This is a genomic window from Roseibium aggregatum, from assembly GCF_017309185.1.
Lineage (GTDB): Bacteria > Pseudomonadota > Alphaproteobacteria > Rhizobiales > Stappiaceae > Roseibium > Roseibium aggregatum_B.
This window is the reverse complement of sequence record NZ_JAEKJZ010000009.1, coordinates 157,149-179,876: the sequence shown is the minus strand read 5'-3', so window position 1 is coordinate 179,876 and position 22,728 is coordinate 157,149. Positions and strand designations below refer to the sequence as shown.

21 protein-coding genes are annotated in these 22,728 nt (G+C 62.5%); 11 read left to right on the top strand and 10 right to left on the bottom strand.

The genetic code is table 11. The features are described 5' to 3' along the window. Positions 1 to 261: 261 nt before the first annotated feature. From JF539_RS27325 to ggt, 3 genes are all read right to left on the bottom strand, one after another. Positions 262 to 1,329 carry a Gfo/Idh/MocA family protein gene (locus JF539_RS27325; RefSeq protein WP_207144390.1) on the bottom strand — a complete coding sequence of 356 codons (1,068 nt, stop codon included), beginning with the start codon at positions 1,327 to 1,329 and terminating at the stop codon, positions 262 to 264. A 166-nt stretch (positions 1,330 to 1,495) separates the two neighbouring features. Next, the gene (locus JF539_RS27320) at positions 1,496 to 2,281 is read right to left on the bottom strand and encodes a ThuA domain-containing protein (RefSeq protein WP_207144389.1); all 786 of its coding nucleotides are present in this window, start codon (positions 2,279 to 2,281) and stop codon (positions 1,496 to 1,498) included. Positions 2,282 to 2,433: 152 nt separating this feature from the next. Next, complete coding sequence (gene ggt, locus JF539_RS27315) at positions 2,434 to 4,179, bottom strand: gamma-glutamyltransferase (RefSeq protein WP_207144388.1); 1,746 nt, start codon at positions 4,177 to 4,179, stop codon at positions 2,434 to 2,436. A 190-nt stretch (positions 4,180 to 4,369) separates the two neighbouring features. Here ggt and JF539_RS27310 point away from each other — a divergent pair, with 190 nt between their 5' ends. After that, the gene (locus JF539_RS27310; RefSeq protein ID WP_236042690.1) at positions 4,370 to 4,735 is read left to right on the top strand and encodes a c-type cytochrome; all 366 of its coding nucleotides are present in this window, start codon (positions 4,370 to 4,372) and stop codon (positions 4,733 to 4,735) included. A gap of 26 nt (positions 4,736 to 4,761) precedes the next feature. On the opposite strand, the gene JF539_RS27305 is transcribed toward JF539_RS27310, so the two are convergent. Continuing rightward, positions 4,762 to 5,733 (bottom strand): endonuclease/exonuclease/phosphatase family protein, encoded by a 972-nt coding sequence (locus tag JF539_RS27305; protein WP_207144387.1) that lies wholly within the window; start codon positions 5,731 to 5,733, stop codon positions 4,762 to 4,764. 100 nt (positions 5,734 to 5,833) lie between these two features. On the opposite strand from JF539_RS27305, the gene JF539_RS27300 reads away from it, so the two are divergent. Next, positions 5,834 to 6,208 carry a YchJ family protein gene (locus tag JF539_RS27300; RefSeq protein ID WP_207144386.1) on the top strand — a complete coding sequence of 125 codons (375 nt, stop codon included), beginning with the start codon at positions 5,834 to 5,836 and terminating at the stop codon, positions 6,206 to 6,208. A gap of 474 nt (positions 6,209 to 6,682) precedes the next feature. On the opposite strand, the gene JF539_RS27295 is transcribed toward JF539_RS27300, so the two are convergent. Then, a complete protein-coding gene (locus JF539_RS27295) occupies positions 6,683 to 8,380 on the bottom strand; it encodes a methyl-accepting chemotaxis protein (protein ID WP_207144385.1) in 1,698 nt (565 codons plus the stop codon). A gap of 384 nt (positions 8,381 to 8,764) precedes the next feature. Here JF539_RS27295 and JF539_RS27290 point away from each other — a divergent pair, with 384 nt between their 5' ends. Both JF539_RS27290 and JF539_RS27285 read left to right on the top strand, forming a co-directional pair. Beyond that, positions 8,765 to 10,153 (top strand): oligosaccharide flippase family protein, encoded by a 1,389-nt coding sequence (locus JF539_RS27290; RefSeq protein WP_209017632.1) that lies wholly within the window; start codon positions 8,765 to 8,767, stop codon positions 10,151 to 10,153. Further along, complete coding sequence (locus tag JF539_RS27285) at positions 10,146 to 11,273, top strand: GNAT family N-acetyltransferase (protein ID WP_207144384.1); 1,128 nt, start codon at positions 10,146 to 10,148, stop codon at positions 11,271 to 11,273. The genes JF539_RS27290 and JF539_RS27285 overlap by 8 nt, the downstream gene beginning before the upstream one ends. 1 nt (position 11,274) lies before the next feature. Here the strand turns inward: JF539_RS27285 and JF539_RS27280 are convergent, their stop codons facing one another. From JF539_RS27280 to JF539_RS27265, 4 genes are all read right to left on the bottom strand, one after another. Next, on the bottom strand, positions 11,275 to 12,915 hold the full coding sequence (locus tag JF539_RS27280) for an AMP-binding protein (protein WP_207144383.1): 1,641 nt from the start codon (positions 12,913 to 12,915) through the stop codon (positions 11,275 to 11,277). Between the two features lie 104 nt (positions 12,916 to 13,019). Then, positions 13,020 to 13,943 carry a site-specific tyrosine recombinase XerD gene (xerD, locus tag JF539_RS27275; RefSeq protein WP_207144382.1) on the bottom strand — a complete coding sequence of 308 codons (924 nt, stop codon included), beginning with the start codon at positions 13,941 to 13,943 and terminating at the stop codon, positions 13,020 to 13,022. 6 nt (positions 13,944 to 13,949) lie between these two features. Beyond that, complete coding sequence (locus tag JF539_RS27270) at positions 13,950 to 14,141, bottom strand: hypothetical protein (protein ID WP_207144420.1); 192 nt, start codon at positions 14,139 to 14,141, stop codon at positions 13,950 to 13,952. A 32-nt stretch (positions 14,142 to 14,173) separates the two neighbouring features. Continuing rightward, entirely contained in the window at positions 14,174 to 14,941 is a 768-nt protein-coding gene (locus tag JF539_RS27265) for a GntR family transcriptional regulator (RefSeq protein ID WP_207144381.1), read from the bottom strand. A gap of 264 nt (positions 14,942 to 15,205) precedes the next feature. On the opposite strand from JF539_RS27265, the gene JF539_RS27260 reads away from it, so the two are divergent. From JF539_RS27260 to JF539_RS27230, 7 genes are all read left to right on the top strand, one after another. Then, the gene (locus JF539_RS27260; protein WP_207144380.1) at positions 15,206 to 16,453 is read left to right on the top strand and encodes an extracellular solute-binding protein; all 1,248 of its coding nucleotides are present in this window, start codon (positions 15,206 to 15,208) and stop codon (positions 16,451 to 16,453) included. Between the two features lie 10 nt (positions 16,454 to 16,463). Next, a complete protein-coding gene (locus JF539_RS27255) occupies positions 16,464 to 17,363 on the top strand; it encodes a carbohydrate ABC transporter permease (RefSeq protein ID WP_207144379.1) in 900 nt (299 codons plus the stop codon). Further along, positions 17,353 to 18,195: a carbohydrate ABC transporter permease gene (locus JF539_RS27250; protein WP_207144378.1), complete on the top strand. Its 843-nt coding sequence runs from the start codon at positions 17,353 to 17,355 to the stop codon at positions 18,193 to 18,195. Before JF539_RS27255 ends, JF539_RS27250 begins: the two co-directional genes overlap by 11 nt. Next, positions 18,192 to 19,085 (top strand): carbohydrate kinase family protein, encoded by an 894-nt coding sequence (locus tag JF539_RS27245; RefSeq protein ID WP_207144377.1) that lies wholly within the window; start codon positions 18,192 to 18,194, stop codon positions 19,083 to 19,085. The genes JF539_RS27250 and JF539_RS27245 overlap by 4 nt, the downstream gene beginning before the upstream one ends. Before the next feature lie 81 nt (positions 19,086 to 19,166). Further along, positions 19,167 to 19,814, top strand: coding sequence for a shikimate kinase (locus JF539_RS27820; RefSeq protein WP_207144376.1), 648 nt, complete (start codon positions 19,167 to 19,169; stop codon positions 19,812 to 19,814). A 15-nt stretch (positions 19,815 to 19,829) separates the two neighbouring features. Further along, positions 19,830 to 20,972 carry a 3-dehydroquinate synthase gene (gene aroB, locus JF539_RS27815; RefSeq protein WP_207144375.1) on the top strand — a complete coding sequence of 381 codons (1,143 nt, stop codon included), beginning with the start codon at positions 19,830 to 19,832 and terminating at the stop codon, positions 20,970 to 20,972. Then, a complete protein-coding gene (locus JF539_RS27230) occupies positions 20,969 to 22,294 on the top strand; it encodes an HlyC/CorC family transporter (protein WP_207144374.1) in 1,326 nt (441 codons plus the stop codon). Before aroB ends, JF539_RS27230 begins: the two co-directional genes overlap by 4 nt. A gap of 5 nt (positions 22,295 to 22,299) precedes the next feature. Here JF539_RS27230 and JF539_RS27225 read toward each other — a convergent pair whose 3' ends face one another. Beyond that, on the bottom strand, positions 22,300 to 22,584 hold the full coding sequence (locus JF539_RS27225; RefSeq protein ID WP_207144373.1) for a BolA family protein: 285 nt from the start codon (positions 22,582 to 22,584) through the stop codon (positions 22,300 to 22,302). Between the last annotated feature and the right edge of the window lie 144 nt (positions 22,585 to 22,728).

Here is a 22,728-nt window from a genome sequence, read left to right as displayed (position 1 = left end):
GCTCGAAACCAGCGTTCCGAAAGGGCGCTGGTTTTTTGTTTCCGGCCCATGCCGGTTAGAAACGGTTTCAACTAAAAATTAAACAAAACCTATGGGGCCGGGTGAACGAAGTGTCAGGGGGCTCCGGATTAGTTTCAGCGGGCATTGTACGGAGGGCGCTTTTGACAGCAGCGGCCGCATGACCCTGCCTTGCATTTGTACCACATCTGCGGCGGGCCATAAGAAGGTCCGCCGCAGGTCGTTTGGCGTTGATGTCCGCTGTCAGATCTTCAGAAACCGGCCGTTTTCCGCATTCGAGCGTTCCGCCGCGTCGAGCGCGCCTTGCAGCCCCGCACCGTGGTCGAAATCCGGGTCCGCCGTCTTGCCGGAGCGGACCGCCGCCACGAAGCGCTGGTAAAGGGTCGGCACGGGATCGGCCGTGAGGTCCCGCCAATTCGCCTCGCTCAGGTCGTCGCCCCGGCAGATGCGCAGGGTTTCGGCCTGTTTCTCGAAAAGCACTTCCAGGCCGCCCTTGGTGCCGTATAGGCGCAGGCGCAGGTCGTTGAGATGGCCCGACGCGAAGCGGGTGGCGCTGATCGTGCCGAGCGCGCCGTTCACAAGTTCCGCCTGGAGGGTGAAACTGTCGTTGGCATCGAGGGTGTAGTCGCCGATCCGGCCGCCCTCTGCCTTCGCGAAGGTTTTCAGCCGGCAGGACAATTCGCGGATCGGGCTGCCGGCGGCGAAGGCCGCGAAATCCAGGATATGGATGCCGACATCGCCCAGAACGCCCTTGGAGCCATGCTCCGTCGACAGCCGCCAGAGCCACTGGCTTTCGGTGCGCCAGTCGCCCCAGGCCGGCTGGGTGAGCCAGCTTTGCAGGTAGGATGCCTCGAAATGGCGGAGCGCACCGATGGCGTCGTCGGCGACCAGTTTTGCCGCCTTGTCGAGAACCGCCACGTTGCGATAGCTGAGATTGACCATGCCGACCAGGCCCTTCGCGCGCGCAAGATCGGCCATTTCGCGGGCGTCTCCGGCGTTGGTCGCCAGCGGCTTTTCGCACAGGACATGCTTGCCCGCGTTCAGGAGCGCCAGGGTGGTCGGGTGGTGGGCGGCGTCGGGCGTGACGTTGGAGGCGGCGTCGAACCCGCCCCAGGCAATGGCGTCCTCAAGGGAGGCGAAGCGGTTGGGGATGGCGAAAGTGTCGCAGAAGGCGGTCAGGACCTCCGGCCGGCTGTCGACACCGGCAACCAGTTCAACGCCGGGGATGCTGCCGTAAGCGGTGGCATGGCTGCGGGCCATGTTGCCGGTTCCGAGGATCAGGATACGGACGGGTTTTTCTGAAGATGTCATGGCGTTTCCCGTTTCGGAACTCCGTGTTGCCGCTCGCCGCGGACGAGTTCCCTCTTCCTGGGAAGAGGTGATTTGATGCAAGGCCCAAGCGCTTGATGATGATCGCCTGCGCTTCAGAAAAGCCCGAAGCTTTTTCCCGGCCGGCAGGCCGGCCGGACAGCCGTGCCTACCGGAACCCCTCTTCCCCTTCCGCGTGAAGCTTCGGGCCGCGTTCCTCGATCTTTTCCGGGGCCCGGTCCACCGGAACGTTCGGCGCCTCGTTGGGGTTGTTGACCCGCGCCATCGGGTTGAAGGCCCATTTGACGCCGTTTTTCAAAACCGTCTGCACATTGGCGTCGTGATAGGTCGGGTAGGTTTCGTGGCCGGGGCGGAAATAGAAGACGTTGCCCGCGCCGCGCTTGTAGGTCAGGCCCGAGCGGAACACCTCGCCACCCTGGAACCAGCTGATGAACACGGTTTCCAGAGGCTCCGGCACGCCGAAGGGCTCGCCGTACATTTCCTCCATGTCCAGCTCGAAACTGTCGGCAAGACCGGCCGTGATCGGGTGATTGCGGCTCGTTACCCAGAGCCGTTCCCGTTCGCCGGCCTCGCGCCAGGTCAGATTGCAGGGACTGCCCATCAGGCGCTTGAACGGTTTGGAAAAATGGGCGGAATGCAGGAACATCATGCCCATGCCGGACCAGACCGCGTCGCAAACCCGCTCCACCACCTCGTCGGCGACCTTGCCATGGGCGGCATGCCCCCACCAGACAAGAACGTCGGTTTCGGAGAGACGGGCTTCCGTCAGGCCGTGGTCAGGTTCCTGCAAGGTGGCCATCGTCGCCTCGATCTCCGGATCGGCGTTCAGCGCGTCGGCGATGCAGCGGTGCATGCCGTCCGGGTAGAGCCTGGCGACGATTTCATTGTGCTGTTCGTGGACATTCTCGCCCCAGACCACGGTTCTGATCGGCATTGCGGGTCCTTCCAATGATGATGTCGTCTCGAAAAAAGCGTCTTCAAAGCGCTTTGAACAGCGCTATCACCCTGCCCTGAAGACTGTCAACGCGGTTGATGGCGCGCCGGGAAAGGCGCGCCGCCAGATGTCCGGTGTCTCCGGAGAGCGGCTCAATAGCCCTCTGTCAACGCGCCGGTCCGCCTCGGGTCGGACGCCCCGGCCAGCATTCCGCCGATCTTCATGATCGACTGGGTCGATCCCATCGCATTTTTCTCCTCGATCTTGTGCCCGCGTGCCTCAAGCAGGCGGACCGTGTCCGGCGACAAGCCTTCCTCGACACGGATTTCGTCCGGCAGCCATTGATTGTGAATGCGCGGCGCGGCGGTCGCCTCCGCGATGTTCATGCCGTGATCGATGACGTTCAAGACGATCTGCAAGGTGGTGGTGATGATGCGGCTGCCGCCCGGCGAGCCGGTCACGAGGAACAGGGACCCGTCGCGGAAGACCATCGTCGGGCTCATGGAGGACAGCGGACGCTTGTTGCCCTCGACTGCATTGGCCTCGCCTCCGATCAGGCCGTAGGCATTGGGCACACCGGGCTTGGCGGAAAAATCGTCGAGTTCGTTGTTGAGCAGAACACCTGTGCCGTCCGCCGTCAGGCCGGCACCATAGGAAAAGTTCAGCGTGTAGGTGTTGGAAACCGCGTTGCCGTCCTTGTCGACGACGGAAAAATGGGTGGTTTCATTGCTTTCGTAGGGAAAGGGGTCGCCCGGCCGGACGTCGTCCGAAGGCGTGGCAGCGTCCATGCGGATCGTTTCGGCGAGTGCCCTGGCATAGGCGGCGGAGGTGAGGCCCTGGACGGGGATGTCGATGAAATCCGGATCGCCGAGAAACTTCGAGCGATCGGCGTAGGCCCGGCGCATGGCCTCCGCCATGACGTGAATGCTGTCGGCGGAATTGAGGCCGAATTCCCGGATGGGAAAGCTTTCGAGCATGTTCAGGATCTGAACGATATGGACGCCGCCGGAAGACGGCGGCGGCATGGAGGCGACTTCGAAGCCCCGGTAGGTTCCGGTGATCGGCGCGCGCCAGACCGGTTCGTAGGACGCCAGGTCGTCCACGGTCATGCCGCCGCCGGCCGCCTGGACCTTGGCCGCGATTTTTTCCGCCGTGACGCCTTTGTAAAACCCGTCCGCGCCCTGTTCCGCGATCAGACGGAGCGTCGCTGCCAGATCCGGTTGTCTGAGGATCTCGCCGGGGAGATAGGGTATCAGCCCATGCTTGTAGAAGATCGCCGCTGTGGCCGGATCGCGGGTCAGGCGGCCGGCGGCCGCGGTGAGCGCTCCCGAGAGCCCAGGGGTTACTGTAATGCCGTTTTCCGCCAGGTCGATGGCCGGGGCGATCAGGTCGGCCCAGGTGAGCGTGCCGCCACCGTGCTTTTCATAGGCTTCGGCGAAACCGGCAACGGTTCCGGGCACGCCGACCGCGAGGCCGGAGAAGCGGGACTTGTCCTTGTCCGGTTCCCCGTCCGGGCCGAGGAACATGTCCCGTTCGGCTGCGGCGGGGGCTTTTTCCCGGTAATCCAGCGCCCTGGTCTCGCCGGTTTCGTTCAAATGGATCAGCATGAAACCGCCGCCGCCGAGGTTTCCGGCACGGGGCAGGGTGACGGCGAGTGCGAAGCCGGTGGCAATCGCGGCGTCGACCGCGTTGCCGCCCTTTTTGAGAATTTCGACCCCGACCCGGGTTGCGACCGCCTCCTGACTTGCGACCATGCCGTTTTGCGCGACGACCGGGCTGAAGCGGTCCTTCAGTGAATAAATGGGCGCATCTTCGGCGGCGAGCGGTGGTGCGACGCCGGCAAACAGGAGCAGTGCGGCCGAGAGGGCGGTTAAAGCGGATTTGAGTCGAAGTTCCATTGTGGCGTCCGGCGGTTGCTGATTTCCCGACTTTGATGAAGGCAGGCCGCCGGCGCAAATCAAAAAAGCCGGGGGTTGCGTCCGCAAGAGTCGGCGGGATTGATTAAACGCAAGGTCCGGACAGGAAAAGGGCGGCAGACTGCGGCTGTCGATGCCAATGCGCATTCGGACAGTCTGTTAAGGAGGTGCCATGACACATGCGTCAATTCAGATCAGACCCGTCCTCCTGCAGTTCGCACGGTTGATCCTTGCTACCGCCGCGCTTGTCCTGCTTTTTCTGATTGCCGGAATGGTTTCCAGCCGTGCCGCGGACACCGGTGCCGGGAAGGTTCTGGCGCTGCAATGGTGCGCTTCCTGCCATCTGGTTGCCGAAGATCAGCCGGCGGCCTCCAGCACGTCCCTGCCGAGCTTTTACGACATCGCCAAGGATCCGGCGTGGACGACGGAAAAGCTCGCCACTTTCCTGGCGGATCCTCATCCGAAGATGCCGAACATGTCCCTGGGAAATATCGAAATCGCGAATCTCTCCGCCTATATCGAATCCCTGAAACCCTGATTTGACAAGGCGCCGCGCCTGCCGGCTTACAGTTTGAACTTCGCCCGCATCGCGGCGTGGAAGGAGCCGGCATACCCGCCGCCGTCCGCGTCCAGCACCTCGTCCGGCAGACTGGCGTTGAATACCTTGAGACCGACAGTCCTGTCCGTCATGGCTACGCTTGCCAGGATGTGGTCCAGCGCCTGCGGCTTGCCCTTGTGAATGACGGTTTTTCTCTTGTCGAGCGGCAGGGCGGCGTCGAGCTGATAAAGTCTGCGCGGGCTCAAGGCCGGCGTGCCGGTGTCGTCCGGGTCCGCCCGCAGGAGTCTCAAGGTGCCGGTTTCTCCCGTGGCGTTGAAGTCGCCCGCCAGGACGATCCGGGCTTCCTCGTCCTCGTCGAACAGAGCCTCCACGGCAAGCCGCAGCTCCAGGGCCTGGGCGATCTGCTTCAGGACCGAGAGCTGATAGCCTTCTGCCCAGGCGGCACCGGTCTTCCAGTTGGTCCCATTCGCTTTTGCGCCGCGAATGCTGGCGGCGATGGGCGCACGCAGATGTACCGCGAAAAGGTGCAATGGTTTTTCCGCGCCGACATCGATCCGGGCTTGCAGGACAGGGCGCTCGAAGGCGATCCGCCGGGGCTCGTCATAAGCGGGATCCGCCGTCTTCGGCTGCCACATCAGAGGATGGGCGTGGTGCTGGAAGAGGCTTTGAGAGGAGAGGATCGGAAACCGGGACAGGATGACGAGATTGTGCCGGTCGCCCGGCCCAGCGTTCGGTGCCCTTTCACTTTCGGCGCGGTGGAAGCTCTCGTAGGGCGTTCCCGCCAGAAGCAGGTCGAGCGCCTGAAACTCTCGCCTGGAAGCGCCCTTCACCTTTTGCGCGTTCACCTCCTGCAGGCATAGAATGTCCGCTTCCAGTTCCAGGATCCTGGGGCGCAAGGCCTCTAGACGCGGCCCGAGCCTGTCTGCCTGCAACCGGTCGCCGCCGAAAGATTCCATGTTGAACGTGGCAAGAATCATCTGCTGAAGTTTCCGCGGTTCCTCAACCGGAACCATAGCGGCACCGCGCTTCAAGTGGTAGAGAGCGCGGGACCAAGGACAACGTTTTCGGGAGTTTCGCATGGCGGATAACCCTTGCCCCTGCGGCGGCGCATCGCTTGGTGCATGCTGCGGTCCCTATATCGACGGCACGCGGGTGCCTGGAACGGCGGAAGCCCTGATGCGCTCCCGCTATACCGCCTATGCCCTCCGGAATATCGCCTATCTGAAGGAAACGCTCTGGCCGAAACACCAGGACGGCTTCGATGCGGTGGAAACGTCTAAATGGGCGGCGGAGAGCCATTGGGCCGGTCTGAGCATTCTGGAAACTGTGAAGGGCGGCGAGGGCGACCGCGAGGGAACGGTGCTTTTCGAAGCGAAATATCTTTCCGGCGGTGTGTTGCGAACGCATCGGGAGCTCAGCCGTTTCCGCAGGAAGGCCGGGCGCTGGTACTAAGTCGAGGCGCTCTGATGCCATGGGCCGCCAGGAAGCGCATTTGAGTCTCAACCGGGAAAGAAGTGTCCGGCCCCTGCAAAAGCGGCGGAAGCAGGGGCCGGACCAGATCACGGATAGAAGGGGAGGCAACCCTCGACATCCGTAATTCGTGATGTTCCCGGGAGAAGCTGGCGGGGCGCCTGTCTCCGGGGAGTCGTCGTCGGGAACAAGGAAGCTTGTTCTCTATTTGTTCTATTAAAAGTGATTCTGCAGGCAAGTCAAGCGGACTGTGGGCTGATTGAAATCTACTTGAGGACCTTCAAACGAAGCAGGGAGCTTCGGCCCGGATACCCAGGCTGCCGGCCAACCCTTTGAACGTCCTTCCGGCTCACGTCGTGCCGCTTTGCGGCGTGCTGCCAGGGATGATGGTCCGGCGGTTTGGCGGCCGTCGGACGGGGCCTTTCGGTCCCGATCCGTTCATTCGGCGGTTTTCGATCAGGCGGCAGTCACGCCAGCCAGGAACTGATCGACTTCGTTCTTCAGCCGGTTTGTCTTGTCGGAAAGCGCTCCCGAAGCCGACAGCACCATGTCCGCGGATGTGGAGGTCTGTTCGACCGCCTGGGAAAGCTGAGACATGGACGCGGAGACGGAGGTGGTCCCCTGCGCGGCCTGCTGGACGTTTTGCGAGATTTCCGAAGTCGCAGCGCCCTGCTGCTCGACCGCCGCGGCGATGGTGGAGGTGTAGTTGTTCACCTCTTCCATGATCGTCGTGATCTCGCCGATGGCCTGCACGGAATCCTGCGTCGCGCTTTGGATCGCGGTAATCTGCAGGCTGATTTCCTCGGTGGCCTTGGAGGTCTGCGTCGCAAGTTCCTTGACTTCCGCCGCAACGACGGCGAAGCCCTTGCCGGCTTCGCCGGCGCGCGCCGCCTCGATGGTGGCGTTGAGCGCGAGCAGGTTGGTCTGCTCGGCGATTGCCTGGATCAAGGTGACGACCTCGCCGATCTTGGCGGCTGACTCGGCCAGTCCCTCGACCTTTCGGTTTGTGTCCTGCGTGCCCGTGGTGGCCCGCTCGACGATTTCGGTCGTCTTGGAGACCTGACGGGAGATCTCGCCGATGGACGCAGCCAATTCTTCCGCGGCGCTGGCAACGGTCTGGACGTTTTCGGTTGCCCTGTCGGAGGACGTCAGGGTTTCGGTGGCGGAATTGGCGCTTTCGCGGGCGACCTGGGTCAGAGAGCGGGCGGTGGTGTCCAGTTCGCCTGCGGTTTCGCCGACCGACCCCAGAACGTCTTCCGCCGAGGCGCGGAAGGATGCGATGAGGCCGTCGACGCGTTCCTGGCGCCGCAGACGGGACTGCTGTTCCTGCAGGCTTTCCTCTTCCAGCCGTGTGCGTTCCAGCGCGTTGTCGCGGAACACCTGAACGGTCCGGCTCATTTCGCCGATTTCGTCGTTCCGTTCCGTGCCGGGTATTTCGATGTCATGCCGCCCGTCGGCAAGGCCCGACATGGCTTTCTGCAGGGCCCGAAGCGGACCGGTGATGCTGCGGACGATGACGAGGGCAGCGCCGGCAACAAGCGCGAGGAGGACGACGTCCATTATCGCCCGCTTGGTGAATTGTCCCCAGAAATAGGCGGAAATATCGTCGACATAGACGCCCGTCAGAACGGAGACTTCCCAGGGCTTGAAGGCCTTGAAATAGGAGATCTTGCCGATCGGTTCCTCGCTGCCCGGTTTTGCCCAGACGTAGTCGACGTATCCCTCGCCGTCCTTCTGGATCGTTTTCGACATTTCGAGCGTGAACAATTTGCCGTTTGCGTCCGCAAGTCCGCGCTGGTCCCTGCCCTGAAGCTCCGGTTTGACCGGGTGCATCAGAAGCTCGAGATTGCCTGTGTAGTTCTGAACGACAAAGTAATTGCCGCCGTCGTAGCGCAATGAACGGATGATGTCGTAGGCGCGGGTCTGGGCCTCTTCGAGCGTCAGTTCGCCTTTCTCGACCATGGAATGATGGTCTTCCAGCACAGCCGTGGCCGTTTCCACCAGAGACTTCAGCTCAGTGAGCTTCTGGTCCCTGAGGTCGTTATACTGGTTCCAGGACTCAAGACCCATCAGGGTGGTAAGTCCAAGGGCAAACAGGATGACAAGACCCGAAAGGCGATGGCCGATCGAGAGCTTATTCAAGGAAAATGACATTGAGCAACTCCGACGAAACGAGATGCCCTATTATGCGGAAACTCAGTTAAGCAAAGTCTAAACTTGAGAACGATTTGGAATATTTAAAACCATTAAGTCATTCGCAATGTGTGTTATTTTTCTTCGTGTGGTTTTTGTGCCGTATCGTAAATCAACTCATGGTTGATGATGTGCCCGGCCGCTCCGCCTGATCCGCAAACCGGCAAAAATACGATCGTCCCGGAACCGCGGAGAGGGCGAGGCATTGTGCCGTTCACGCGAGGTTGTCTGGACCGGCGCCCGCAAAAAGCCACGGAATGTTAAGTCCCATGGGGTCATAAATACGGAACTTTACTCACAAGGGTCTCATTCGTGCGTTTCACTGCCGCCTCCTGGACAAAACGGTTGCAAGATGCTGCCTGGCCGCAGATGGGCGGCCTGTCCCTCGAGCGTGTCATCGCGTTTCTGAAGGGAGACGGCACGGACGGCAGCGCGGCCAGCCGAATGGCCTTGTCGACTTTCGCGGTGCGCATCGCGGGTGCCGCGCTCGCCTATCTCTCGCAGATCGTCCTGGCCCGGCTTCTGGGCGCGCATGACTACGGGGTCTATTCCGTTGCCTGGACGTTCGTCATCGTGCTGGGCGCGATGTCCTGTGGCGGTTTTTCGACATCGGTGAGCCGGTTCGTTCCCGAATACCGGCAATCGGGCGATCTGAGCGGCTTGAGGGGGTTTCTGTTCGCGGGCCGGCTGACGGCCTTCGGCCTTGGCGCGGCGATCGCCCTGACCGGGATCGGCCTTGTCTTTTTGTTCCGGCCGGTCATCGACCCGTTCTATGTCCTGCCGCTGAGCGTCGTTCTTCTGGCTCTGCCTTTCTTTTCGTTCGGTCAGGTTCAGGACGGCATCGCACGCAGTTTCGACTGGATTTCGCTTGCGATGCTGCCGACCTATATCTGGCGGCCGCTGACGATCCTTTTTCTGCTGGTTGCGGCCGTTCTGGCGGGGTTTCAGGCAAATGCGCTGACCGCGGTAACCGCTGCCGTGTCCGCCACCGTTCTCGTTGCCGCCTATCAGCACGGGCATCTCGGACGCCGGCTGGCTCCGGTCATCCCGGCGGGGCCGCGCAGGATCGAGTTGAGGTCCTGGGTGATCGTTTCGATGCCGATGCTCATGGTGGAAGGCTTCCTGCAGCTTCTCACCAGCGCCGATGTCATCATGGTCAGCCTGTTTCGCGATCCGGATGAGGTGGCCGTCTATTTCGCCGCTTCAAAAACGCTGGCGCTGGTGCATTTCGTCTATTTCGCCGTCCGGGCCGCCTCCGCGCACCGGTTCTCCAAATTCGCCCAGAGCAAGGATTCGGACGGTCTCGCGAGCTATGCGCGCATGGCGGCCCACTGGACGTTCTGGCCGTCCGTGGCGGTCGGCGCCGGATTGCTCCTGATCGCGCCTCTGCTCCTGCGCCTCTTCGGCTCCGGTTTCGAAAGCGGTTTTCCGCTGATTGCTCTTCTGATGATCGGCGTCCTGGCGCGTGCTTCCGTCGGACCGGCCGATGCGTTGCTGACCATGACCGGTCACCAGAAGGTCTGTGCGGGCATCTATGCGGTCACCTTCGGACTGAATGTCGTCTTCAATCTGCTTCTGATTCCCTTTCTCGGCCTTGCCGGCGCCGCAATCGCCACAAGCTGCGCGATCATCTTCGAGGCCACGTCGCTCTCGCTGGCCGCCCGGCGCAAGCTGGGTGTCTCCACTTTCGTGCTGTCGTCGTTGCTGACACCGAGGGATCGCCGGATTGGATAGTCTTGAAAGCCCTGAGCTGGAGGTTTGCTGTCTGAAGCCGCTTGACGGCGCGCTTCCGCTCGATGCCTGGCAGGGCCTAAGCGAGGTCTCTCTCGATCCGAACCCCTTTTTCTCGCCTTCCTTCCTGCGCCCCTTGCTGAAGGAAATGAACGGCGAGAGCGTCCGGCTGATTGCCGTCCGGAACAAGACGACCGGAGAGTGGCGGATGGCGGCTCCCGTCGGCCGCCGCCGGCTGGGGCTCGCCTTGCCGGTTCAGACGGCATGGGCGACGGACTACAGCCCGCTCGGCACACCTTTGCTGCACCCGGAGGCCGGGCCGGAAACGCCCGAGCTTTTCCTGAAGGCGGCTGCCGGTCCGGGAAAGGTTCTGGCCGTTCCCTATCTTCCGCTGACTTCCGAAACCGCGCAGAGAATGCTCGAGGCGGGGGGCGGACGGATCGTCGTGACCGCTCAATCCGAACGGGCCTGCCACACTGGCGGACGACAAGGAGAGGAGCAGTTCAAGACGGCTTTCAGCGGCAAGCGCCGAAAGGAGATGAACCGTCTTCTGCGCCGTCTTGGCGAACACGGTGAAACGCGGTTCGAAAGTCTTCAGGGGGCGAGCGCCCGCGAAGGTTTCGAGACGTTTCTGGACCTGGAAGCCGCCGGCTGGAAGGGGCGTAGCGGCACCGCCTTGAAAAGCCGGCCCGAAACCGCTGCGTTCGCCCGGCAGGCCATCGCGAACAGTGCCGAAAGAAACGCCCTGCGGATCGACCGGTTGTGGGCGGGTGACAAGCTTGTCGCCGCTCTGGTTCTCTTCAGCGAGCGCGGGTCGGTTTTTGCCTGGAAAATAGCCTTCGACGAAGACTATGCCCGCTATTCTCCGGGTGCCCAGCTTGTGCTGGAAACCTTCCGGAAGAACCTGGAGATCCCGGGGTTCAGCCTGGCGGATTCGCTTGCCATTCCGGGCCATTCGATGATCGAGCCGCTCTGGCGCGGCCGACTGGAGACAGGGATGCTGCTGGTCGCCTTCGGAGCCGCGGCCAAACTCCGGCAAGACCTTTGCCTTGCGGACATGGCGGCGGAACGGTTCCTGCGTTCGGCAGCGCGATCGCTCAGAGATCGCTTGAAGACCGCATAGTCTATTTCAGTTCCGGGGCTGCCGCGGTTTCCCTGTCGCGCAATTCGCGACGGATGATCTTTCCCGTGGTGGTCATGGGCAGGGATCCCACGAACTCGATTTCGCGCGGATATTCATGGGCCGACAGGCCGTCGCGGACAAACCTCCTGATGTCATCCTCCAACGCCTGGCCTGGCTTTTCACCCGGTTTGAGGACGACATAGGCCTTGACGATTTCCGTGCGCAGGGGGTCGGGCTTGCCGATGGCGGCGGCCAGCGCGACGGCGGGATGCTTGAGAAGGCAGTCCTCGATCTCACCGGGACCGATGCGGTAGCTCGCCGAGGTGATCAGATCGTCGTCGCGGCCGACGAAGTGGACATAGCCGTCACCGTCCATCACGCCCTGGTCGCCGGTGATCATCCAGTCCCCGAGAAATTTTTCCCGGGTGCCCTCCGGCTTGTTCCAGTATTCCAGGAACATGACCGGGTCCGGCCGTGCGATGGCGATCTGGCCGAGGGTGTCCGGGGGCAGCGGATTGCCCTCGCCATCGACGATGGCGACCTCGTGGCCGGGGATGGCCTTGCCGATGGCGCCGGACCGGCTGACGCCAATCGCCGCGGCGGAGCCGAGGACCGCGTTGCATTCGGTCTGGCCGTAGAACTCGTTCACCGGAAAGCCGAATTCCTCGGCGAACCAGTCATAGGTTTCCCGTCCCAGGGCCTCGCCGGCGGAGCCGACGCTGCGCCAGTTCAGCTTGTGCCGGCTTCCAGGCGTTTCGACCGAGCGCAGCATTTTCAAGGCCGTCGGCGGTATGAAGGCGTTGCGGATGCCTTCCCGTTCCAGAAGCTGGAAGGCGAATTCCGGATCGAATTTGCGCGCCGCGTGCGAAACCACCGGCACACCGAGGGAAAGGGCGGGAAAGAGCGCGTTCAAAAGCCCGCCGGCCCAGGCCCAGTCGGCCGGCGTCCAGAGCAGGTCGCCCTCTTGGCCCAGGAAGTTCTGGGAGAGTTCAATCCCCGGCATGTGGCCCAGGAGGACCCTGTGACCGTGCAGAACGCCCTTGGGCTGGCCGGTCGTGCCGGAGGTGTAAATCATCAGCGCCGGATCGTCCGGAGAGGTTTTCAGCGTATCGAACCGGTCCGAAGCTGCGGCCAGGAGACCGTCGAAGGAGGCAACGCCCGTTTCCGGTCCGTCCACGGAAACGACGAGGCCGAGGCCTGGCAGGCTGTCACGGATTTCGCTCAGCTTTGCAAGGCCGGCGGTGTCCGTCACCAGGGCGCTGGCGCCGGAATCCTGCAGCCGGTAGCGCAGGGCTTCCAGCCCGAAGAGGGCTGCGAGCGGAACCGCGACCGCACCGATCTTGTAGGCGGCGATATGGGCAATGGCGGTTTGCGGGATCTGGGGGAGGAGAAGCGCAATCCTGTCTCCCGTTCTGACGCCCATCTCCCGGAACGCGTTGGCAAGACGGTTTGCGGCCCGGTTCACGGCCAGGAAGCTCCAGTCCTGCCGGGAGCCATCGGCCAGGATATGACGGATGGCGAGCCGTTCCGGCTCGCGGCTTGCCCAAATGTCGCTGACGGCTTCCGCGATGTTGTAGGTGTCCGGAATGTCCCAGCGGAAACGGGTTCTCAGCGTGTCGTAGTCGCCAGCAGGCAGGAGCATGTATCGGGGTCCGATGCTAAAATTTTAGGCAGCGGAGTGTAGGGCGGTGTTTGCTGCGGTGCAATAGAGCTTGTTTCAGGCCTCGTGGAGGCTTTGAAACACGGTTACTTCCGCGCCAGGGGATGGGTGCTTTCCACCAGCTCGCGTAAGCGCTCGTCCAGGACATGGGTATAGATCTGGGTGGTGGAGATATCCGCATGTCCCAGAAGCTGCTGCACCACGCGCAGGTCCGCGCCGTTTTGCAGGAGGTGCGAAGCGAAGGCATGGCGGAGCACATGCGGCGAGACCTTCGCGGCGTCAAGACCTGCCAGGATCGCCAGATCTTTCAGCTCCCGCCCGAAATGCTGCCGCGTCAGGTGGCCGCTGTCTCCGTGGGAGGGGAACAGCCACGGGCTTCTTTCAAAAGCGCCCTCGGCCTTGCGCAATCCGACATAATCCTTCATGGCGGCCTGGGCGGCAGGGGAAAGCGGAACGAGACGTTCCTTGCCGCCCTTGCCCCTGATTTCGATCAGGCGGGCGTCTCTCAGCGCGGCGGAAACGGGCAGGGACACGAGTTCGGAAACGCGCAGGCCCGTCGCGTACAAGACCTCGATCAGCGTGTACATGCGCTGGGCGCGCAATCGCGCGGCCGGCGTTTTCTGCGGCTTCTCCGACTCGTTTTGCGCGGTGGTGATCAGCCGGTCGACGTCCTCCATGGTGAGCACCTTCGGCAGGCTGCCCCGCTTTTTCGGAGCCGACAACGTTCGCGTCGGGTCGTCCTCCCGGTTGCCTTCTGCATACAGGAATTTATAGAACTGCCTGACTGCGGAGAGACGTCTTGCCTGGGAGCTTTCGGCAAAACCGCGCCGCGTCAGGTCGCTCATATAGGCGGAAATGTGCTCCGAGGTGGCTGCGGCAAGTTTCGTCTTGCCGAGAAAGCCTGAAAAGTCCTCAAGATCCCGGCGGTAGCCGGCAAGCGTGTTTTCCGCCGCGCCCCGTTCGGCGGAGAGCATTTCCAGAAAATTTTCCAGGTCGAAGCCGGTCGCCATTGCACCCTAACGCCCAAAGCCGTCCTTCTTTACGCGGATTGTGATCTCGTGCTTGCGCGGTTCGACGAGGTTCGCCAGGGCGTAGATCGCGCCATACCCGAGGCCACCCAGCAAAATGAGCACGAGCAGCAGGCGGGTCAGTGTCGGCACGGCGTATCTCCGGTCGGCGAATCGATAGCCGGATTGTTCCAATTGCATGGTTGGGGCGCAAGGTGACTCAAGGCGTTGCCTCAGGCAAAGGGTGTTTTGTTGTTGAAGACAAGCTCGACGCTGAGCATCGGCCAGCAGCCGCGATTGTACTCGATGGCGCGGCCGGTGTTGTCCTCGTTGACGGAGCGGGACCGCAGCACCGGGGCCTGGCGGGAAATGTGCAACAGGTCGGCCTCTTCCTCCGTGGCAAAATCTCCGGTGATGCGGGTTTCTGTGCGCAGATAGGACTCGATGCCGGCGGCCGCGTAAGCGCCCAGAATGGAGCCGGTCTTCTCATAGTCCCGGGCGAACTCCGGCATCACCGAGACCGGAAATTCCTTGACGGCGTAATAGTAGGGCGTCGATTGCGCGTGCTGGATGAAGCGGACTTCCGTCACTTCCTCTCCCGACTTGAGGCCGAGGGCTTCGGCGGCGTCCGCGCTGGCCGGCTTACGAACAAGCGACAGGGCGTCCATTCTGGAATCCGCGCCGTTCAAGGCCATGTTGAATGCCTCGGTCTCCCTGACCTCGTAGCGAACCGAGATCGACCTGACGAACACGCCGACACCTTTGCGGGAAACGAGGCGGCCTTCATGTTGCAGCAGGGAAAGAGCCCGCCTCAGGGTCACCCGCGTCACGCCGAACATGGACGCCAGATCGTCTTCCCCGGGCAAACGGGATCCTTCGGGCAACAGGCCGGATTCAACGGCCTCCCCCAGCCGGTCGTAGATCTGCATCCAGATGGACTGTGTGTGTTTGTCCGCATAGGGCTGGCGCGCCAGGCGAAGCAATCGTTGGTCGACGTTCACAAAGTGTCCTTTCCCATGCGCGGTCTTCCTTCGTCGGTCCGGCCCGGGAAGGCGGTCAGTCGAGCGAAGGGCAATGCCGCTTGGTATTAGGACATTCCCGGCGGCTCTCTCAAGCGCGAAGGCCGTGGGCGATCGCGGGGGGCAATCTTCATCGATCTGCCAGATCACTGACACAAATGTATCAAACGCACTTGCTAAATCAGGCGGGTCATCTGCTGTGTATACAGCAAGCCTTGTTCTCATTCCCCCTCGGAGACGACGGAAATGACCGAATTCAATATTAACCGCCGCAATTTCACCATGGGTGCCGCCGGCCTCGCCGCCGCGTCCATTCTTCCCATCCGGGCTTTCGCCAACGACGTGACGATCACGATCTCCAGCCCCTGGGGCTCGGATCGTCCGTTCCAGAAGGTTGTGGATGCCTACAACGCCAAGGGCACGGGCGTGAAGGTCGTCAACCGTTTCGACGGAAACTATGAGCAGATGGCCACAAAGGCCATGGCCTCCATCGCTTCCGGCCACCCGGTGGAAATGATGATCACCGGCTGGAAATTCGGCTATTTCGCCAAACGCACGCTTGGCGCACGCGATTTCTTCGACATCGACGAGGCCAGTGCCGAGGAGATCATTACCCAGTTCAAGCCGTCCGTCCGCTCGCTGGTGAACATCGACAATGCGCTGATCGGCCTGCCCTGGGCCATGTCCACGCCGGTAACCTGGATCAATATGGACCTGTGGCGCGAGGCGGGTCTGGACGAAAACATCCCGCTCGACATCGATCACGCCTGGCTGCTCGAGCAGGCCAACACGATCGAAAAGGCGCTCGGTGGCAAGGGCCATCCGACCTACCGTTCGGCGCTTGACCTGTCCAACAACGAATGGACCTCGCAGGCCTACGTCCAGAACGCGGGCGGCTTCATCCTGGATGGCGAAACGGTTGTCTGCGACAGCCCGGCAGCCATTCGCGGCATGAAGGCCTTCGCAGAACCGGTCAAGTCCGGCGCCTGGAAGAACCTGGACTACGGCGGGCAGGCAAAGGCAATGTTCGCCGGCAATATCGCGATTTGCGCCACGTCCTCGTCGCGTGCTTCGACGGCGGCGGCTTCCGACATCGAGTTCAAGGACGTCATGTTCCCGAGCCTCGACGGAAAGCGCAACATGAACTCCGGGGGCAACTTCCTGGCAGTCTACGCACGCGAGCAGGAACTGGCCCAGGCCTCGATGGACTTTCTCAAGTTCTGCGCGTCCCCCGAAGGTCAGCTGATCTGGTCGGAAGTCGGTTACCTGAACACGTCGGTCCATGACATTCCGCTTCAGCCGCTTCAGACGGCGGCCGTCGCCCAGCTCGAAGCCGGCCTGACGTCGGAGACCATCTGGCCCGGCAAGCGCGGTCTTGAAGGTCAAAGCGTCTGGCGCGAAAAGGTTGCCCGCGTTCTGGAAGGCGTCGACACGCCCGAGCAGGCCATGGCCCAGGCTCAATCCGAACTGTCCCAGCTGATTTCGGCAGGTTGAGCCAATTCGAATGCAGATTGCCCTGCGTGCGACGCTGAAGGTGCTGGCCCCCTATATTCTGGTGGGGCCAGCTATCCTTTTCGTGCTGGTCTTTCTTTACGCACCCGTTGTCTTTTCCGGCGTCCTTTCCGTCTCCGACTGGAACTTCATCAGTCCGGACATGAAATTCGTCGGTCTGGACAATTACCGTGTCATCCTGCGCGATCCCCAGTTTCAAACGGCGCTCCTGAACACAGTTCTTTACTGCGCGGTTCTCATTCCAGCCCAGATCGCAGTGCCTCTGGCTTTGGCGACGCTCATTCTGCGCATCCGGAAACCGTTTCTCGCCAACGCCTACAAGGCGGCGCTTTTTCTGCCGACGATGCTGGCCTATTCCACCGCCGGGATGGCATGGCTTTGGCTGTTCGACCCGACAAACGGGTTTTTCAATACGCTGCTCGGTTGGTTCGGTCTCGCCCCCAGCCGCTGGTATTCCGACCCGTCCCTGGCGTTGTGGTGCGTCGTCATCGTCAGTTTCTGGAAAAATTTCGGCTTGAACATGCTCCTGTTCGCCGCCGCACTCGCCAGCGTGCCGGGGTCGGTCATGGAAGCGGCGAAGCTCGACGGGGCAGGGTCCTGGCGGGCGTTCTGGACCGTCGAACTGCCGTTGATCTCACCCACGTTCTTTTTTGTCGCCGTAACCACGACAATGAGCGTTCTCGACGATATCGCCGCGACGATCGACGTGCTCACGGAAGGCGGTCCCTTCGGTCAGTCGACTAACGTTCTCTATTACATGTTCGAGCGGGGCCTGAGGTTTTTCCAGTTCGGGCAGGCCAGCGCCTCCGCCGTGCTGATCATTCTTCTCGTCCTGATCGTGACCTGGGCGCAAGTCCGGATGTTCGAGAGGAGGGTCCATTATGAAAGCTGACATGCCGGGCGCGGCCGGGCCGGCGCTGTTCTCGCACCTGATTCTCGCCGCCGTCGCGCTCTTTTCCGTGTTTCCGCTGTTCTGGATGGTGACCACGGCTTTCACGCCGAACGATCTCATCTTGAGCAAGGCGTTCCGGTTCTGGCCGGACGATCCCACGCTGAGCAATTTCACGGACGCTTTCCGCCGCTATCCCGTGGGCGCCTGGCTGTGGAATTCGATTGTCGTGGCCGGTCTTGTGACGCTTGGAAAGATGCTGATCGCGGTCCCCGCCGGATTTGCGTTCGCTCACATGCGGTTCAAGTTCCGAAACGTGCTGTTCTGGACCGTCGTTGCCACGCTCACGTTTCCGACAGCCATCGGCATCGTGCCGCTTTACGTCGGGATCTCCCTCATCGGCTGGTACGACACGCTCACCGCGGTCATCGTGCCGTCGATTGCCTATATCGGCTTTTATGTCTTCTTCATGCGCCAGGCGTTCCGGCAATTGCCGGGCGCGATGTTCGAGGCCGCTCGAATGGATGGCGCGGGCCCTTTCCGCCAGCTTCTGCATTTCGGCGTTCCGAATGTGCTGTCGCCGATCGCTTCGCTTTCCGTGATCAGTTTCATGGGCGCGTGGAACATCTATCTCTGGTCCCTGCTGGTGCTCGATTCCCAGGACAAACAAACGCTCGCGGTCGGGATCAAGTATTTCTCCTCGATCGACGACGTGGAGCCGCTTTGGGGGCCCGCGATGGCGGTGGCGCTGCTGTCCGCCCTGCCGACAATCGTCGTCTTCGTTTCCGCGCAGCGCTACGTGATGGCGGCATTCACGGGTCAGGCGGACAGATGAGCAGAATACTCGTCGTCGGAAACACCGGGCTCGACATCCTTTACCGGGTCCCGCGGTTGCCCGGGCCGCATGAGAAGCTTCCCACGGACGGCCTCGTCGTGTCCGGGGGCGGCTCCCCGGCGAATACCGCTCATTGGCTCGCCCGCCTCGGTCACGAGGTGCATTTCGCGACCGTTGTCGGACAGGACCCCCTGTCCCGTTTTGCTCTCGACTGCCTGGCGGGAGCCGGAGTGGATGTCTCTCTCTCTACGAGCGATCCCGAAGGCGGTCTTTCGGTCGCCTCGATCTTCAGCATCGGAGCGGACAAAAGCATGATCTGCGGCGGGCAGCCGGCGTCGGGACGGTTGTGGCATGACCTGATCGAGCGGATCGATTTTTCCCGGTTCGAACATGTCCATGTCTCCCCCGCCGTATTCCGTCTGCTGTTCGCGCAAGGCCGGCCGAACGAACTCTCCGGACGATCTGTTTCCACGGATATGAACGGAACATACGATCCGGAAATGGTCTCCGGTCTGGATTTGTGCTTCACGAATCACGATGAGCTGGCCCGGGCGACGGACAATGCGCCGGTGGAGGACCTCCTGGCGCGGGACGGAGTTGAACGGTCCTACCATCTGGTGGTGACCCGGGCGGGAACCTCCGTCACGAGCTATCGTCCGGACGCCGTGGTGCGTGTGGCGCCGAGGCCGGCGGACATCCAGGACCGGTCGGGCGGAGGCGATGCCTTCTGCGCGGGCTTTCTTCACGGCTATCTGCGAGAGACCAGCGACGAAACCGCGATCGAAACCGGTCTGGCGATGGCGCGGGCGGCGTTTTCAGGCCCCGGCTGCAGGCCGGAGACGCCGCTCGTTCAAAGAACGCTGAGCCGGCTCTCGGTCTCCGGGGCCTGATTTTCGCGGCAGGTTCCTGTCGGGTGTCGACTTGCCGGACATCCCCCGTGTCTTTTTTTGCGAATATGCTAAAACGCGCCCATGACAGGAGATGAAAACAAACGGCCCCTGCCGGAGAGTTCCGCGGGCCGGAGAGCGAAGCATGTGGATGTTGCCCGCCTGGTGCGAAGCCTCGGGGAGCGCTCGATCGTGCTGGTCGGCATCATGGGCTGCGGCAAGTCGACGATCGGCAAGCGTTTGGCGCAGCGTCTGGGGCTTGATTTCGTCGACGCGGATTCCGAGATAGAGCGGGCCGCCAACATGTCGATCGCGGAGATTTTCGCAGCGCATGGCGAACCCTATTTTCGCAGCGGCGAAGAGCGGGTGATTGCCCGGCTCTTGCGCGAGGGGCCTCTGGTTCTGGCCACGGGCGGAGGCGCCTTCATGAGCACGGCGACCCGTGCGGAAATCGCCGCGCACGGTCTGTCCATCTGGCTCAAGGTGGATTTCCAGACGGCCATGGCGCGCGTGCGCAGGCGTACGACCCGTCCCTTGCTGCAAACGCCGGATCCGGAAGGCACGATGCGCAAACTGATGGCCGACCGGGAACCGGTTTATGCCAAGGCGGAATTGACCGTGGTTTCCAAGGAGGTGCCGCATGATGTGGTGGTGGACGAGATCCTCGCCACGCTTGCGGATCATCTGCTTCAAGAGGCGGGGGACTTCGCCCCGCAGACCCTGAGTTCCTGATTCAAGAAACGACACATGACAGACACGGCCGTAACCGAAACAGCTTCCCAATTGCAGAATGTCCGGGTCGACCTGGGTGCGCGCAGCTATGACATCAAGATCGGGCGCGGACTGACCGGCGGCGCCGGCGCCGAGATCGCTTGCGTTCTGCCGGATGCGCGTCTGGCGATCGTCGCCGACGAAACCGTCGCTGCGCTGCATATGGATCGGATTTCGGCGAGCCTCGATGCGGCCGGTCTGCAACACACGGTTCTGACCGTGCCGCCGGGCGAAAGTACCAAGTGTTTCTCCGAATTCGAACGGCTGTGCAACGAGGTGCTTGGCGCAAGGCTCGAGCGGGGCGACGCGGTGGTTGCACTGGGCGGTGGGGTGACGGGCGATCTGGCCGGCTTCGTCGCGGCCAGCGTCCGCCGGGGCATGGCCTTCGTGCAAGTACCGACAACCCTGCTGGCGCAGGTTGACAGCTCGGTCGGTGGCAAGACCGGCATCAACACGCGCTACGGCAAGAACCTGATCGGCGCTTTCTACCAGCCTGCGCTGGTTCTGGCCGATACCGCCATTCTCGACACGCTCCCGCTTCGCGATTTCCGCGCGGGATACGCCGAGGTCGCGAAATACGGCCTTCTGGGCGACGCGGCGTTCTTCGCCTGGCTCGAGCAGAACTGGAAGGCGGTCTTCGACGGCGGGCCGGAGCGCGACGAAGCGGTCGCCCGTTCCTGCCAGGCCAAGGCGGATGTTGTTGCCGCCGACGAACTGGAATCGGGCAAGCGCGCGCTCCTCAATCTCGGCCATACCTTCGGACACGCGCTGGAATCGGCCGTTTCCTATGAAACCGAGCGTCTCGTTCACGGTGAGGGGGTCGCTATCGGCATGATGCTGGCGCACGAATTCTCCGAGCGTCTGGGGCTGGTTGGCGGAGAGACCGTCGAACGCGTGCACAGGCATCTGAGCGATGTCGGCCTGCCGGTCCGGATCCAGGACATTCCGGGGCAGCTGCCGCCTGCCGATACCTTCATGGACATCATCGCACAGGACAAGAAGGTCAGCCGGGGCGCGCTGACCTTCATTCTGACCCGCGGCATCGGCGAGGCCTTTGTCGAAAAGGGCGTCGATCCCGCGCTGGTCGCCGACTTCCTCAAGGAGAAACTTCAGGCATGACGGACACGGCTCTCTGGCTGGCGATCGCCGCCATCATCCTGCTCTTGTTCCTGTCGGGGTTCTTTTCCGGTTCGGAAACCGCGCTGACCGCGGCCTCGCGGGCGCGGATGCACCATCTGGAGAAAAAGGGCGACTGGCGCGCGCGCGTCGTGAGCCGCCTGATCGCCTCGCGCGAGCGGCTGATCGGCGCGCTGCTGCTTGGCAACAATCTTGTCAACATCCTGGCCTCCGCGCTGGCGACCAGCGTGTTTCTGAACCTGTTCGGCGAGGCCGGTGTCGCCCTGGCGACCCTGGTCATGACCGCGCTGGTGCTGATTTTTGCGGAAGTCCTGCCAAAAACCTGGGCGATCTCCAATCCGGAACAGTTCGCGCTGAGGGTGTCTCCGGTGGTACGCGTCGTCGTCGGCGTCTTCGGGCCGGTGGTGGTCGGTGTGGAATGGATCGTTCGAATCCTTCTGCGTCTGGTCGGCGTCAATGTGGGGGACGATACGTCCGGGCTTTCGGCCCATGAGGAATTGCGTGGCGCGGTCGATCTGCAGCACATCGAAGGCGGTCTTGAGAAAGGCGAGCGGGACAGGCTCGGCGGTCTTCTGGATCTCGCGGAGCTCGAGGTTTCCGACGTCATGGTTCACCGGACCAACATGGTCGCGCTCAATGTCGACGAGGAGCCGGCCAAGCTGGTCGACGCGGCGCTGGCCTCGCCCTACACCCGCCTGCCGTTGTGGCGCGAGAAAAGCGACAATTTCGTCGGCGTGCTTCACGCCAAGGATCTTCTGCGCGCCCTTCACGCAGCCGGTGGCGACGCGGGCAAGATCGATATTCTGGACATCGCGGCGCCGGCCTGGTTTGTGCCGGATACGACCAGCCTGCAGGATCAGCTCAATGCCTTTCTGCGGCACAAGGCCCATTTCGCGCTCGTCGTGGACGAATACGGCGAGGTGATGGGGCTGGTGACGCTGGAGGACATTCTTGAGGAGATTGTCGGCGAGATCGCCGACGAGCACGACCTGGACCTCGAAGGCCTCCGGCCGCAGGCCGACGGCTCCATGATCGTGGACGGGTCCGTGCCGATCCGGGACCTCAACAGGGCCGCCGACTGGAGCCTGCCGGACGACGAGGCGACAACGATCGCCGGGCTGGTCATTCACGAGGCGCGCATGATCCCCGAGGAGCGCCAGATCTTCACCTTTCACGGCTTTCGCTTCACGGTGCTGCGCCGGGAAAAGAACCGGATCACCAGGCTCAGGATCATGCCTCTCGGACCGACACGTCCCGTTGCAGGCGCGGAACCGGCCCGCGCGAGCGCTCCCGCGCCGTCTTGACAGCTTCAGGCCGCGCGCGGATCCGGTTCGCTGTCGGAGCGGATTTCCAGGGCAAGCGCGTGGACGCCGTTGGCCAGTTCCTCCGCAAGCAGATCGTTGATCGCCCGGTGGCGCGCCAGACGGTTCATGCCCTCGAAGGCGCTTGAAGCGATCTGCACGCGAAAGTGGGTTTCCCCGCCCTCGCGCCAGCCGCCGTGGCCGGCATGCCGGTCGGACTCGTCAATGACGTTCAGGACCGAAGGGGCGTAAGCGGCGGTCAGCTTGTCGGCGATGGTTTGTCTCATGCTCATGATTTCCACGTAGCCCCGTGTTTTGAAAGGTCAAGTCTGTTCTCGGTACTTTGTGCCTGATACTATTCCGGGCTTCCCGGTTTCAGAAGGCGATCCGGGCAAATTAACTTTGGACACCGAAACAATGCAACGCGCCTCGGCTTG

Bases quoted from the DNA above. Each gene is read 5' to 3' on its own strand.
- JF539_RS27325 (WP_207144390.1), bottom strand. From the start codon at position 1,329: ATGACATCTTCAGAAAAACCCGTCCGTATCCTGATCCTCGGAACCGGC.
- JF539_RS27320 (WP_207144389.1), bottom strand. From the start codon at position 2,281: ATGCCGATCAGAACCGTGGTCTGGGGCGAGAATGTCCACGAACAGCAC.
- ggt (WP_207144388.1), bottom strand. From the start codon at position 4,179: ATGGAACTTCGACTCAAATCCGCTTTAACCGCCCTCTCGGCCGCACTG.
- JF539_RS27310 (WP_236042690.1), top strand. From the start codon at position 4,370: ATGACACATGCGTCAATTCAGATCAGACCCGTCCTCCTGCAGTTCGCA.
- JF539_RS27305 (WP_207144387.1), bottom strand. From the start codon at position 5,733: ATGATTCTTGCCACGTTCAACATGGAATCTTTCGGCGGCGACCGGTTG.
- JF539_RS27300 (WP_207144386.1), top strand. From the start codon at position 5,834: ATGGCGGATAACCCTTGCCCCTGCGGCGGCGCATCGCTTGGTGCATGC.
- JF539_RS27295 (WP_207144385.1), bottom strand. From the start codon at position 8,380: ATGTCATTTTCCTTGAATAAGCTCTCGATCGGCCATCGCCTTTCGGGT.
- JF539_RS27280 (WP_207144383.1), bottom strand. From the start codon at position 12,915: ATGCTCCTGCCTGCTGGCGACTACGACACGCTGAGAACCCGTTTCCGC.
- xerD (WP_207144382.1), bottom strand. From the start codon at position 13,943: ATGGCGACCGGCTTCGACCTGGAAAATTTTCTGGAAATGCTCTCCGCC.
- JF539_RS27270 (WP_207144420.1), bottom strand. From the start codon at position 14,141: ATGCAATTGGAACAATCCGGCTATCGATTCGCCGACCGGAGATACGCC.
- JF539_RS27260 (WP_207144380.1), top strand. From the start codon at position 15,206: ATGACCGAATTCAATATTAACCGCCGCAATTTCACCATGGGTGCCGCC.
- JF539_RS27255 (WP_207144379.1), top strand. From the start codon at position 16,464: ATGCAGATTGCCCTGCGTGCGACGCTGAAGGTGCTGGCCCCCTATATT.
- JF539_RS27250 (WP_207144378.1), top strand. From the start codon at position 17,353: ATGAAAGCTGACATGCCGGGCGCGGCCGGGCCGGCGCTGTTCTCGCAC.
- JF539_RS27245 (WP_207144377.1), top strand. From the start codon at position 18,192: ATGAGCAGAATACTCGTCGTCGGAAACACCGGGCTCGACATCCTTTAC.
- JF539_RS27820 (WP_207144376.1), top strand. From the start codon at position 19,167: ATGACAGGAGATGAAAACAAACGGCCCCTGCCGGAGAGTTCCGCGGGC.
- aroB (WP_207144375.1), top strand. From the start codon at position 19,830: ATGACAGACACGGCCGTAACCGAAACAGCTTCCCAATTGCAGAATGTC.
- JF539_RS27230 (WP_207144374.1), top strand. From the start codon at position 20,969: ATGACGGACACGGCTCTCTGGCTGGCGATCGCCGCCATCATCCTGCTC.
- JF539_RS27225 (WP_207144373.1), bottom strand. From the start codon at position 22,584: ATGAGCATGAGACAAACCATCGCCGACAAGCTGACCGCCGCTTACGCC.